This is a genomic window from Stenotrophomonas sp. P5_A8, assembly GCF_056400545.1.
On the sequence record NZ_JBFULB010000002.1, the window covers coordinates 1 to 12,820 of the forward strand.

At 65.4% G+C, this 12,820-nt stretch carries 13 protein-coding genes and 1 pseudogene; 7 read left to right on the forward strand and 7 right to left on the reverse strand.

What is annotated here, in order from left to right; genetic code table 11:
- The 5 genes from AC1DQP_RS00155 to AC1DQP_RS00175 all read left to right on the forward strand — a co-directional run.
- The coding region (locus tag AC1DQP_RS00155) for a sugar phosphate isomerase/epimerase family protein (protein ID WP_478050913.1) at positions 1-312 on the forward strand (312 nt) is incomplete at its 5' end.
- 26 nt (positions 313-338) lie between these two features.
- Positions 339-1,556, forward strand: a complete 1,218-nt coding sequence (locus tag AC1DQP_RS00160) for a nucleoside permease (RefSeq protein ID WP_457319218.1) — start codon at positions 339-341, stop codon at positions 1,554-1,556.
- A 12-nt stretch (positions 1,557-1,568) separates the two neighbouring features.
- Entirely contained in the window at positions 1,569-2,693 is a 1,125-nt protein-coding gene (locus tag AC1DQP_RS00165) for a Gfo/Idh/MocA family protein (RefSeq protein ID WP_457319217.1), read from the forward strand.
- Between the two features lie 19 nt (positions 2,694-2,712).
- Positions 2,713-3,576, forward strand: coding sequence for a sugar phosphate isomerase/epimerase family protein (locus AC1DQP_RS00170; protein ID WP_478050914.1), 864 nt, complete (start codon positions 2,713-2,715; stop codon positions 3,574-3,576).
- A gap of 18 nt (positions 3,577-3,594) precedes the next feature.
- Positions 3,595-3,891 (forward strand): c-type cytochrome, encoded by a 297-nt coding sequence (locus tag AC1DQP_RS00175; RefSeq protein ID WP_457319215.1) that lies wholly within the window; start codon positions 3,595-3,597, stop codon positions 3,889-3,891.
- Between the two features lie 30 nt (positions 3,892-3,921).
- Here the strand turns inward: AC1DQP_RS00175 and AC1DQP_RS00180 are convergent, their stop codons facing one another.
- The 5 genes from AC1DQP_RS00180 to AC1DQP_RS00200 form a co-directional block, all read right to left on the reverse strand.
- On the reverse strand, positions 3,922-4,680 hold the full coding sequence (locus AC1DQP_RS00180) for a 3-keto-disaccharide hydrolase (protein ID WP_457319214.1): 759 nt from the start codon (positions 4,678-4,680) through the stop codon (positions 3,922-3,924).
- On the reverse strand, positions 4,680-5,255 hold the full coding sequence (locus AC1DQP_RS00185) for a gluconate 2-dehydrogenase subunit 3 family protein (protein ID WP_457319213.1): 576 nt from the start codon (positions 5,253-5,255) through the stop codon (positions 4,680-4,682). The genes AC1DQP_RS00180 and AC1DQP_RS00185 overlap by 1 nt, the downstream gene beginning before the upstream one ends.
- Positions 5,255-6,940: a GMC oxidoreductase gene (locus tag AC1DQP_RS00190; RefSeq protein WP_457319212.1), complete on the reverse strand. Its 1,686-nt coding sequence runs from the start codon at positions 6,938-6,940 to the stop codon at positions 5,255-5,257. The genes AC1DQP_RS00185 and AC1DQP_RS00190 overlap by 1 nt, the downstream gene beginning before the upstream one ends.
- A gap of 30 nt (positions 6,941-6,970) precedes the next feature.
- Positions 6,971-7,867: a hydroxypyruvate isomerase family protein gene (locus AC1DQP_RS00195; RefSeq protein WP_457319211.1), complete on the reverse strand. Its 897-nt coding sequence runs from the start codon at positions 7,865-7,867 to the stop codon at positions 6,971-6,973.
- 748 nt (positions 7,868-8,615) lie between these two features.
- Positions 8,616-9,584 carry an alpha/beta fold hydrolase gene (locus AC1DQP_RS00200; RefSeq protein ID WP_478050915.1) on the reverse strand — a complete coding sequence of 323 codons (969 nt, stop codon included), beginning with the start codon at positions 9,582-9,584 and terminating at the stop codon, positions 8,616-8,618.
- An 86-nt stretch (positions 9,585-9,670) separates the two neighbouring features.
- On the opposite strand from AC1DQP_RS00200, the gene AC1DQP_RS00205 reads away from it, so the two are divergent.
- Positions 9,671-10,270, forward strand: a complete 600-nt coding sequence (locus AC1DQP_RS00205) for a CGNR zinc finger domain-containing protein (RefSeq protein WP_457321581.1) — start codon at positions 9,671-9,673, stop codon at positions 10,268-10,270.
- Between the two features lie 96 nt (positions 10,271-10,366).
- Here the strand turns inward: AC1DQP_RS00205 and AC1DQP_RS00210 are convergent.
- Positions 10,367-10,686, reverse strand: a pseudogene (locus AC1DQP_RS00210) (IS3 family transposase); the annotation flags it as partial.
- Positions 10,687-10,910: 224 nt separating this feature from the next.
- Positions 10,911-11,477: a single-stranded DNA-binding protein gene (locus tag AC1DQP_RS00215; RefSeq protein ID WP_478050916.1), complete on the reverse strand. Its 567-nt coding sequence runs from the start codon at positions 11,475-11,477 to the stop codon at positions 10,911-10,913.
- 308 nt (positions 11,478-11,785) lie between these two features.
- On the opposite strand from AC1DQP_RS00215, the gene AC1DQP_RS00220 reads away from it, so the two are divergent.
- Complete coding sequence (locus tag AC1DQP_RS00220) at positions 11,786-12,817, forward strand: LacI family DNA-binding transcriptional regulator (RefSeq protein ID WP_256776396.1); 1,032 nt, start codon at positions 11,786-11,788, stop codon at positions 12,815-12,817.
- Positions 12,818-12,820: the final 3 nt, after the last annotated feature.

A 12,820-nucleotide genomic window follows, 5' to 3' on the forward strand; every position in this document is an offset into this window, starting at 1 on the left:
GAGTATCACGCCAGTGCGCGCAGTGGCGTCTACGGCGGATACCAGGACTGGATCGATCGTCCGGGGCGGTTCCGCTCGCTCGGGGACGGCCAGATCGACTTCAAGGCGATCTTCTCCAAATTCGCCCAATACGATTTCCCCGGCTGGGCGGTGCTGGAGTGGGAGTGCTGCCTGAAGCACCCGGAAGACGGCGCACGCGAAGGCGCCGCCTTCATTCGCGACCACATCATCCACGTGACCGAGCGCGCCTTCGACGACTTTGCCGACAGCGGCACCGATCCTGGATCACTGCGCCGCATGCTGGGGATCTGAGCCATCACTGCCTGGGAGGGCAAGCCATGAGGCACACCATGTCGCGCTTGGGCGCGATGATGTTTCTGCAGTTCTTCATCTGGGGCGCGTGGTTCGTGACCCTGGGAACGTACCTGGTGCAGGGGCCGTTGCAGGCCACTGCGAGCCAGGTGGCGACGGCCTTCCTCAGCCAGTCCATCGGCGCCATCGTCGCGCCGTTCCTGGTCGGCCTGATCGCCGACCGCTACTTCGCGGCGCAGCGCATTCTCGCGGTGCTGCATCTGGCCGGCGCGGTGCTGATGTGGCTGGCGTCCACGGCAACCGACTTCCGCATGTTCTTCGCCTGCGTCATGGGCTACATGCTGCTGTTCATGCCGACGCTGGCATTGGCCAACAGCGTGGCGATGCGGCACATGCAATCGCCTGAGAAACAGTTCCCGCTGGTGCGGGTGGCCGGCAGCGTCGGCTGGATCGTGGCGGGCGTGCTGATCGGCTGGCTGGGCTGGGAACAGGCACACCGGCTGGAGCTGACGTTCCAGATGGCCGCGATGGCGTCGCTGGCCCTGGGCCTGTATGCCTTCACCCTGCCGCACACGCCGCCGCTGGCGCAACAGCGCGATGCCGGTCTCGGGCAGATCCTGGGGCTGGATTCGCTGCGACTGCTGAAGTCGCGCGCCTACCTGGTCTTCTTCCTTTCCTCCATCGCCATCTGCGTCCCGCTGGCGTTCTACTACAACTTCACCAATCCGTATCTCAACGATCTGGGCGTACGCAGCGCCGCCGGCCTGCAATCGCTGGGCCAGGTGTCCGAGGTCCTGCTGATGCTGGCCATGCCGTTCCTGTTCGTGCGGCTGGGGGTCAAGACCATGCTGGCGGTGGGCATGGCCGCGTGGGTGGTGCGCTACGTCCTGTTCGCCTTTGGCGATGCGGGCGGCGGTTTCTCCCTGCTGGTGATCGGCATCGTGCTGCATGGCATCTGCTACGACTTCTTTTTCGTCACCGGGCAGATCTACACCGATGCGCATGCCGGCCCTGCCGCACGCAGCAGCGCGCAGGGCTTCATCACCCTGGCCACTTACGGCGTTGGCATGCTGATCGGCACGTTCCTGTCCGGCGCGGTGGTGGAGCACTACACCACGGCGGCGGGCCCGGACTGGCAGAAGATCTGGCTGTTCCCGGCAGGTGTCGCGCTGGTCGTGTTGGTCGCCTTCCTGCTGCTCTTCCGCGACCGGCCGGTGGTCGCGGTCGCCCCTTCCACCCCCTGAGGACCGCACCCGATGCCCAAGCTTGGAATTGCCATCGTCGGTACCGGCATGATCGGCGCCGTACATCGCCGCGCGGCGCTGCTGGCCGGTGCGGAGATCCGTGGCGTGGCCGCCTCGTCACCGCAACGCGCACGCGACGTGGCGCAGGCGTGGGGTGTTGCGCATGCCTATCGGGACATCGAAGAGGTGGTCGCCGATCCACAGGTGCAGGTGGTGCACGTCTGCACGCCCAACCATCTGCACCGCGCCATGGCGCAGGCGGCACTGGAAGCCGGCAAGCACGTGGTCTGCGAAAAGCCGCTGGCGACGACGCTGGAAGACGCCCAGGCCCTGGCTGCACTGGCCGCCTCGAACGGGCTGGTCGCCACGGTGCCCTTCGTCTACCGCTACCACCCGGTGGTGCGCGAGGCACGAGCACGCATCGCGCAGGGCGAACTGGGGCCGCTGCACCTCATCCACGGCAGCTACCTGCAGGACTGGCTGCTGGACCCGGCCAGCAACAACTGGCGCGTGGACCCGGCGCTGGGCGGCGCGTCGCGCGTGTTCGCCGACATCGGCTCGCATTGGTGCGACCTGGTGGAATGGGTCAGCGGCGAGCGTTTCGTCGACGTCAGCGCGGCCTTCGCCACCGTGATCGCCGAGCGCAGCACCGACACCGGGCAGAGCTTCACCACAGCGGCGGCCGGTGGCGCGATGCAGGCGGTTGCGAGCGAGGACGTGGCGGCGGCGATGTTCCGCACTGGCGCCGGCACATTGGCATCGTTGACGGTCAGCCAGGTATCGGCCGGGCGTCGTAATCGCCTCTGGTTCGAGATCGACGGTGCCAGGGCCAGCGTGGCATTCAACCAGGAAGACGCCGAGCGGCTGTGGATCGGCCTGCCCGACCAGCGCGAGGAAGTCTTCGTCCGTGGGCCGGGCGCCGGCAGTGCCGAGCAACGCCGGCTGTCGGTGTTGCCCGCCGGGCATGCGCAGGGCTACGGCCAGTGTTTCGAGGCGTTTGTCGCCGACACCTATCGCGCCATCGAAGGTGAGCACCCGCAGGGCCTGCCCACCTTCGAAGACGGCGTGCGCTCGGCGCTGATCGTCGACCGCGTCATTGCATCGGCCAGGACACGCGCCTGGACCACCATCGGCTGAATCCCGGGAGACCCTCTTGATGAACACCTCTGTTCGCGGAACTGCAATTCTCGCCCTGCTGCTCGCTGCCCTGCCCGCCTTCGCGCACGACGTCGTCGCCCCGCGAGCGCCCATCGCGGTGCAGATGTACTCGTTGCGCAACGCCGGCTCGCTGGACCAGCAGCTGAAGATCGTCCATGACGCGGGCGTGGGTGCGGTGGAAACGGTGGGCACGCAGGGCGTCAGCGCCGCCGAACTCAAGCAGCTGCTGGACCGATACGCGATCAAGGCGATTTCGTCGCACGTGCCCCTGGCCGAGCTGCGCAAGGACCTGGCCGGCGTGGTGGCCTTCAACCGGTCGATCGGCAACACCACGCTGGTGGTGCCTTACCTGGACGCGAAAGATCGGCCGACGGACGCCGCGGGCTGGACCGCACTGGGCCAGGAACTGGGCCGGATCTCCAAACAGGTACGGGGCGAGGGCATGCGCCTGGCCTACCACAATCACGACTTCGAGCTGGTCGACTTCAATGGCAGGACCGGTCTGGACCTGTTGTTCGCCGCCGCCGGGTCTGACCTGCAGACCGAGCTGGATCTTGCCTGGGTGGCGCGCGCCGGCTACGACCCGGCGGTGATGCTGGGCAAGTTCCGCGGCCGGCTGTTCGCAGTGCATGCCAAGGACAATGCGCCCAAAGGCCAGGCCGAAGACGAAGGCGGTTTCGCCGCGGTCGGTCAGGGCGTGCTCGACTGGAACGCGATCCTGCCCGCCGCAGCGGATGCCGGCGTGCAGTGGTACATCATCGAGCACGACCAACCCCGTGATCCTGCCAAGGTCATCAAGACCGGTGCCGATTACCTGCGCGAACACCTGACCGTCAGCCCGCCCGCCCGCGCACCGCGCTAGCCCGCAAAGGAGCCCTGCTTGAAAACGACCCTGACACTGACGCTGGCCCTTTGGGCGGTAACGCATGCGCCATCGGCGTGGTCCAAGGACGACCCGGCTGCGGGCGCGACGCTGTATGCGGCCCACTGCACGGCCTGCCACGGCGCGGATCGCGCGGGCATGCCCGGCGCATTCCCCGCGCTCACCGACATCGGCAAGCGGATGACGCCTGTGCAGATCAAGGAGAAGATCAGCAAGGGCGGCGGGTTGATGCCGCCCTTCTCCCACTTGTCAAAGCAGGAGATCGATGACATCGCCAGTTTCCTGGCGAAGTAGCAGGCCGGCGTTGGCGCCGGCCCTGCGCCGTCAGAGTTCGCGTACCCAGATGTTGCGGTAGCTGACCTTGGCATCGTGTTCCTGCAGGTAGAGCGGCGCGCACCCATGCGGCGCGTACGACGGTGCGCCGATGTACTCGGTCCTGCCCGAGATGACGGTGTCGTCCTGCACCAGCACGCCGTTGTGCAGCACGGTGATGCGGGCCGGTGAGGTGAGTCCGCCGCCTGCCGAGAATCGCGGCGCCCTCCAGACGATGTCGTAAGCCTGCCACTGCCCCGGCGCACGCGAGGCATTCACCCGTGGCATGGCCTGCTTGTAGATCGAGCCGGCCTGGCCGTTGGCGTAGGTCGGGTTGTTGTAGCTGTCCAGCACCTGCAGCTCGTACAGTTCCTGCAGGAAGATGCCGCTGTTGCCCCGGTTCTGACCGTCGAATCCCTTCGTCTCGGTGGGCGTGCGCCACTCGACATGCAGTTGGATGTCGCAGAAGCGCTGCCGGGTGCGGATGCCCTTGCTGCCCGGAACCACTGTGAGTGCGCCATTGGCTACACGCCAAGGTACGCGTCCGCCCTGCTCCGACTCCCAGGCGGAGACATCGTCGCCGTCGAACAGCACGATCGCGTCGGAGGGCGCCCTCCCTTGAGGCGTGGACACGACTGCAGGCACGGGCGTCCACACCTCGGTCTTCGCTGGATCGCGCGCGGGATCGGTCTCGGCCTGTGCAAACACGGAGGCCGTGGCCAGCAGGCCAGCTGCAACCTGGAGAAGCCTGATCAACGTGTTGCGGTTCATCAGCTGGTCCCCCAGGCGGGCGTGCCAGGCACATAGGGCAGGTCGCCGTCGTAGCGGCCCGGTACTGCGACGTAGCGCAGCACGTCGGTCGCGCCGACCTTCGAGGTGAAGAAGCCGAAGATGGCGAGCTGCTTGATCATGGTGAAGTAATGCGGCATCGCTTCTCCTTCCGCGGCGGTGCCGGTCTCGGTCACGTCGACCGCGTGTTTCCTGGCCTCTGCATCCAGCGCGCGCAGGAGCTCGGCACGGGACTGCGGCGCGAGCGACGCGAACCGGCCGCCAGCGCGCTTGTCGATATCGGCCAGCCCTGCGCGGAACGTCGCCTGCTGCCGGGGCGTGTAGCAGTCGGCAACGAACCGCGCCATGAACAGACCGGCACCGGCGTCCTTCGCCCCCGGCGTTGCCGTGCGCGGCAGGATGGTCTCGGCGATTTCATCCAACGTGCCCACATCGGCGTCGGAGAAAGGCGTCTTCGCCCCTGCGGCGGGCGCCTGTCCCTGGACGAGCGCGGGCAGGCCGACCATGGCCGCGCCGGTGGCGGCGACGATCATCTTCAGGAGTTCGCGGCGATCCATCAGAGGTTCCCCGCTTTCAGTTCGCGCACGGCATGGTCGGCGGCCCGCGCCGTCAGCGCCATGTAGGTCAGCGAAGGATTCACGCAGGCGCTGGAGGTCATGCAGGCACCGTCGGTCACATAGACATTGGGCGCATCCCAGACCTGGTTGTGCTGGTTGAGCACCGAGTTGCTGCGATCACGCCCCATGCGCGCGGTCCCCATTTCGTGGATGCCTTTGCCCGGCGCGTAGTCGTTGTCGTGCATTTCCACGTCCCTGACACCGGCGGCCTCCAGCATCTCGGCAGCATCGGCGGCCATGTCCTTGCGCATAGCCTTCTCGTTGTCGCGCATGGACACGTCCATCGCCAATACCGGCAGGCCCCACTTGTCCTTGCGCTCGGCGTCCAAGCGGATCGTATTGTCGTGGTGCGGCAGCATTTCGCCGAAGCCGGTCATGCCGATGCGCCAGTCACCGGGAACGGTCAACGCCTCCTTCAGGTCGACACCGATGTTGAGCTCGGCGATCTCGCGTGACCACCCGTTACGGCTGGCACCGCCCTGGTAACCGAACCCGCGCAGGTAGCCGCGCTTGTCCGCAGCGACGTTGCGGAAACGCGGAATGTAGAAGCCGCAGGGACGACGGCCGAAGTAGTACTTGTCTTCATACCCGTCGACCCGGCCGGAGGCGCCCGCGCCGAAGTGATGGTCCATCACGTTGTGCCCAAGCTCGCCGGACGAGGAGCCCAGCCCACCGTCCCAGACATCGGTCGCCGAGTTCATCAGCAGCCAGGTCGAATTGAAGGACGACGCATTGAGGAAGATGACCTTGGCCGTGTACTGGTAGGTCTGGCCGGTCTCGGCGTCGATGACTTCCACGCCGCGCGCACGCTTGCGGTCCTTGTCATAGAGCACGTCCTTGACGATCGAAAACGGCCGCAATGTGAGGTTGCCGGTCTTCATGGCCGCCGGCAGCGTCGCCGACTGGGTCGAGAAATAGGCACCAAAGGGGCAGCCCAGGATGCACTTGTTGCGGTACTGGCAATTGACCCGGCCCTGTTCGGGCATGGGCTGGGTGATGTTGGCGGTGCGCGAGTGGATCATATGCCGCGTTCCGCCAAAGGCTTTCCGGATCCTCGCGGCCACATCCTTCTCGACGATATTCAGCGGGATCGGCGGCAGGAACTCGCCATCGGGCAGCACATCCAGCCCCTCCCGGGTACCGGCAATGCCCGCGAACTTCTCCACATGGTCGTACCAGGGTGCGATGTCGGCATACCGGATCGGCCAATCGGTGGCGATGCCGTCCTTGAGGTTCGCCTCGAAATCCAGGTCGGAGAAACGATAGCTCTGCCGCCCCCACATCAGCGAGCGACCGCCGACGTGATAACCGCGGAACCAGTCGAACCGCTTGGTTTCGATGTACGGCGATTCCTTTTCGTTGGCCCACATTCCCTCGAGGTTCTCGGCAAGCGCGTAGTCGCGCATCAACACCGGGTAGTCGGCCTTCATCGCTTGGGTTGGCCGGTTGCGGTGTGGAAAATCCCACGGCTCCTTCATCGCGTTGACGTAGTCCTTGACGTGCTCGATGTTGCGTCCGCGTTCCAGCATCAGGACCTTGAGGCCTTTCTCGGTCAGTTCCTTTGCCGCCCAACCGCCACTGATGCCGGAGCCAACGACGATAGCGTCGTAGTGATTGTCTGCCATGGGTTCTACTTCACCTTGGTGGATAGCGTTTCAGACGTCGCAGAGGCGGATCGCCTCGCGCAGCGAGCCGACGGGATCCGGCGCCGCAGGCATGAATTCCTGCGCCAGATAGCCATCGAAACCGGTGTCGCGGATCGCGCGACAGATGGCGGGATAGTGGAGCTCCTGTTGATCTCCGATCTCGTGCCGGCCAGGCACGCCTGCGGTGTGGTAGTGCTTGAAGCACGCGTGATGCTTGCCAATGGTGGCGATGATGTCGCCCTCCATGATCTGCATGTGGTAGATGTCGTACAACAGACCAAAATGATCCGAGCCGAGCCGTTGGCACAGCTCCACGCCCCATGCGGTGTGGTCGCACAGGTAGTCGGGATGATCGACCTTGGAGTTCAGCAGCTCCATCACCAGCACGACGCCGCGCTTCTCGGCGTGCCCAAGGATGCGTTTGAGCCCTGCCTCGGCATGGGCCATGCCCTCCTGGGGGTCCATGCGGTTGCGGTTGCCGGAGAAGCAGATGAGGTTGCGGTAGCCGGCATCGGCCACCAGGTCGATGTGCTGCGTGTAGCGCTCGACCAGCTCCTCGTGGAACTCGCGGCCGGCAAAGCCCTTGGTCAGGCCCAGCTCTGCGCCGTTGCACATCGCGCTGTCCACGCCATGGGCCTTCAGCGTGGGCCAGTCCGCCGGCCCCACCAGATCGATGGCGGCGAACCCGATGGCCTTCACCGTCTGGCAGAGCTGGGCAATCGATTGCTGCGGGAACGTCCAGCGGGCGACGGAGTGCTTCAGGTTGCCCTTGAGCGGCGCGGTGGCTGCGAACGCAGGCAAAACGCCCGCAACCCCCAAGCCAACGCTCCCGATCACCGCCATGCGCAGCGCATGGCGCCGTGTGAGCCCCGGGGCTGGGCCTGGTCCGATCAAATGGATAGGCATCCACTTTCCGGCCTCCCAACCGGTATGACACGCTGACGATTCGATTTAATGCAATCGATTGCACCATAGAGGAGCGCGTCTTTTTTTTGCAAGACGCAGTGCACTAAAACCCATGCTGCAGAGCACAAAGCCCACGGACGTTTGGCTCGACCTTAGGGCTTACGTCGGTATCGTTGAGCGCTGGGAGAAGCCGACCAACGGTCGGCTCTACGGGTGTGCGTACGGTCTTCCCGCGCACACAAATCCGGTTTCAAGGTCGCCTGCGTTGCCCGAGCCGTTGATCGATCTGCGTTGACCGAGCCGTTGATCGATCTGCGTTGCTCCCTGTGAACAGGCGAAGACCCACAAAAAATCCCCGTAAGAACGGGGATTTTCTTGAAGCTCTGCCGGGACGTACCGGTGCGTTTTGCTTGAAAGGGTTGTGCCTACCAAAAAGGTAAACAACTGCCACCTGCGCTGGCATGCAATGCACCCAGCGTACTACTGCCTCGCGAGTGTCAACAACTTCGCCTACCAGATAAACTTATTGACATCCTTGCCCCCTATCCACTGGGAACACCCGCAATAGCTGGAAGCCAAATCGCACCCTTCCCCTCTGCTGGCATACGACCCAACGAGACGCGTTCGACGCCACCTTTCCAACTCTGGACGGGACGGTCGGATTGACTCAATCATCTGGATCGTCGTGCAGCGGCCGGAACGTTTTGGGTTTGTTGGGGATTCTGCCTRCCGGCGCGTTTCCTGTTGTTCAAGGACCCGACTGCGCTCCGCTTCGGTGCGTGCCAACCCTCCGATCCAGAAACTCCCGGATTACCGGAATGATCTCGTCCGCATGCGTCTCCAGCGCGAAGTGCCCGGTATCGAAAAAGTGGATTTCGGCATCGGGAATGTCGCGCTTCCACGCCTCTGCACCGGCGGGCAGGAAGTACGGATCGTTTCGCCCCCACACGGCAAGCAGCGGCGGCCGATGCGTCCGGAAGTAGGCCTGGAACGCGGGGTAAAGCCGCACATTGGAGGCGTAGTCCAGCAGCAGGTCCAGCTGGATATCCGCGTTGCCGGGCCTGGATACATGCAGCCCCTCAAGGGTGTAGCCATCCGGCGCCACCAGGCTGGGGTCGCGCACGCCTTCCAGGTACTGCCATTTGATCGCAGCGGCCGTGGGGAACTCAGCCAGGGCAGCGCGGTTCTGCGCACTGGGATCGTTCCAGTAGGCGCGGATCGGATCCCACCCTTTCGCCAGGCCGTCCTCGTACGCGTTGCCGTTCTGCGAGATCAGGGCGGTGATCCGCTCTGGATTCGCGCTGGCAAGACGCCATACCACCGGGGCGCCGTAGTCGTGCACTACCAGCGCGTAACGCTCCAGCTTCAGCTGCTCGGTGAAGCGCTGCAGGGTCGCGGCCAGGGTGTCGAAGGTGTAGTCATACGCGCCACGCGCAGGTGCCTCGGTGTAACCGAAGGAGGGCAGGTCCGGGGCGATGACGTGGTACTTGTCCGACAGCGCCTCGATGACGTCCCGGTACATGTACGACGACGCCGCGAACCCATGCAGCAGGAGCACGGTGGGGCCCGAACGGGGGCCGGCCTCCCGATAGAACACCTTGACCTCGCCCACCTGTTCGTAGCGGTACTGGACTTGGGCGTGCGCGGTGGCGGTGGCGGTGGCGGCGAGCAGGGCAGCCGTCGCGCCGAATCGGGCGAGCGTACTCGAAGGAGTCATGAGCGTTTTATGTAACCACATTGGAGTTGATTTGAAGGTTACGCACGGCAGTGGTAACCTGTCAACAACATTTAAAGGGGTTACGAATGATCGACTCAGCTCCATCCCCCGCGCTGTTCGTGGCCAATGATCTGGCGCTCGACTTCATCAACTCGGCCTACGGCCCCAGTACGGCCATGGTGGACGTGTTTCAGGGCGACCAGGCGGCAGTCGACTGGCTGGCCGCGGCGGGCGTCCTGGACGCAGGCGCGGTCCCCATTCCGAAGGGCGTGGCGGCGCTGGCGGCCGCCCTGCGCGACGAAGCACGCGAACTGCTGGCGGCTGCACGGGCAGGTCGACCGTTCCAGGCACCGGTGGTGAACAGGGTGCTGGAGGCTGGCCGACCGATCGTTCAACTGCAGTCGTCCACTGACGGTGCAGGCCCTTGCGTGGTCGAACGGCGCCGCGATGACAGCGCAGAAAGCCTGCTGGAGCCCATCGCAGTGGCGCTGAGCCGGCTCCTCGCCGGTGGCGACCTGCAGCACGTACGCGAGTGTGAAGCGCATGACTGCACACTGCTGTTCCATGACACGACCAAGTCGCGAAAGCGCCGTTGGTGCAGCATGGCGCTGTGCGGGAACCGGATGAAAGTGGCGGCGTTCCGGTCTCGCAAACTGAATCCCCCCGGGTTCGGTGGAGGCCAGTAGGTTTACGTCAGGCCACCACCGCGGCGGCTTGACTGGCTAGTTGCCGATAGTAGTTTGCCTCGGCTTCGGCAGGCCGGATATAGCCGATGGGTTCCAGCTGTCACTGATGGTCGTGCGCACGGTCTTGCCTGGCCTCACACCTTGCAATCCAAGGCGGCGCATCAGTCCCTCGACGGTACAACGCGCCACCGCCGTTCCCTCGCGAGCCAGTTGACGCCAGACCTTCACCGCGCCGTGGACTTGCATGTTGGACTGCCAGACACGCTCGATCTGAGGAGCGAGGAGGTCGTCGCCGTGCGCACGCGAACAGCGCTGTTGCGGATCGCGCCGAAGCGCCGCATACCGTCGATACCCAGACGGGAAATCTGCAGGATCTTGCAGATCGGCTCGCCCCCGAACGCATCCCGATGCGTATCAAAAAGAGCGGAAATGCTTCCCGATCTGGAAGCACCGGGGAGCGTTCACCGRACGCGAACAGACCAAGCCGAACACGGAATTCTGGTGCCATCGTTTACATCCTCTACAAATGGAAGATGGAAACGAGATCAGCACATGGGAGAGCCGCGGCCGCAAATAGCAGAAACCCCGGTAAGTACAGGTACTTACCGGGGCCTTGTCTACATAATTCTGCAGCTAAAAATCAGAACGGAATATCGTCGTCAGCGAAGTCGTCCATCGGCGGCGCCGACTGCGCCGGTGCCTGCTGCGGACGCTGCTGGCCATAACCGCCACCCTGCCCGCCCTGGCGCTGACCGCCGCCACCACCGCCGCCGCCGCCGTACTCCTGGCGCGGGGCTTGCTGGCGCTGCGGACGCTCGCCGCCACCGTAGTTGCCACCGCCGGCAGCAGCACCGCCACCGCCGCCGCCTTCACCGCGGCCGCCCAGCATCTGCATTTCGTCGGCGATGATGTCGGTGGAGTACTTCTCCACACCGTCCTGGCCGGTGTACTTGTCGTAGCGCAGGCTGCCTTCGACGTAGACCGAGCTGCCCTTGCGCAGGTACTCACCGGCGATTTCGCCGAGCTTGCCGAAGAACACCACGCGGTGCCATTCGGTACGCTCCTGCTGGTTGCCATCCTTGTCCTTGCGGACGCTGGTGGTGGCCAGGCTGATGCGGGTGATCGCCATGCCGCCTTGGGTGTACTTCACGTCCGGGTCGTTGCCGAGGTTGCCGACCAGGATGACTTTGTTGATGCCGCGCGCCATAGGGTTGCTCTTCCGTTGTCCGAGGGCAGGCCGCAGTCATATCACAGCCCAAGGCGGGGTGYAGATACGCGGGGCTGCCCCAGGTGAAATGGGGGGGTCCAGAAGGCACCATCTTACCATCGCCGCCGTCCCCGGCCCTGTGGGGATTCCGCCCGGAACCGACCAGATTCCCCCGCACGCCAAGGGCGGCAAGGGCGCTGACGGGTTCCACAGGCCGCTGGCGTAATCCCGCCATCGCCCGCCGGCCGGGCCACGGCCTTGCCGCGCATGGCATCATGCAGATCGTCGTCCCCCGCCGTACCCCAGCAATGACCATCCGAGGCAAAGCCACTTCCCTGGACATCGCCCACCTGGCCGGGGTGTCGCAGCCGACCGTCTCGCGCGCCCTGCGCGGCAGCCCGATGGTCAACCCCGAAACCCGCGAGCGCATCCTGCGCATCGCCCGGGAGCTGAACTACAAGGTCGACAAGAACGCCTCCAGCCTGCGCCTGCGCAATGCCGGCACGCTGGCGCTGCTGTTCTTCGAGGACCCGACCAACGACGACTCGCTGATCAACCCGTTCTTCCACGCCATGCTCGGCTCGATCACCCGCGCCTGCGCGCTGCGCGGCTACGACCTGCTGGTGTCATTCCAGCAGCTGTCCACCGACTGGCAGGCCGATTACGAAGACAGCAACAAGGCCGACGGGATCATCCTGCTCGGCTACGGCGATTACCACGAGTCGCGCGAGCGGCTGCAGCGGCTGGTCGAGCAAGGCACCCATTTCGTGCGCTGGGGCGCGGCCCTGCCCGACCAGCCCGGGGTGTCGATCGGCAGCGACAACTTCCAGGGTGGCTTCGATATCACCGCGCACCTGCTGGACCAGGGCTGCCGGCGGATTGCCTTCATCGGCCATGCGTCCAGCCATTACCCGGAATTCGAGGAGCGCTATCGCGGCCATGTCGCGGCGATGGCCGCGCGCGGGATCACCGCCGAGCCCGGCCTGCAGCACGATGCGATCACCACCGAGCAGGACGGCTTCGATGCCTGCCACGCGTTGCTGGCACGCGGCGAGCAGGTGGACGGGGTGTTCGCGGCCAGCGACCTGATCGCGATCGGCGCCATGCGGGCGTTGCGTGAGCAGGGCCTGCGCATCCCGCAGGACGTGGCGCTGGCCGGCTTCGACGACATTCCGCTGGCGGCCTCGGTGTCGCCCACGCTCACCACCGTGCAGCAGGACACCAAGCAGGCCGGGCAGCTGCTGGTGGAGAAGCTGCTGGCGCTGATCAACGGCGAGGCGGTGGACGGGCAGACCATCGCGGTGAAGCAGGTGCTGCGGGAATCGTCACGGCGCGGTTGAGCG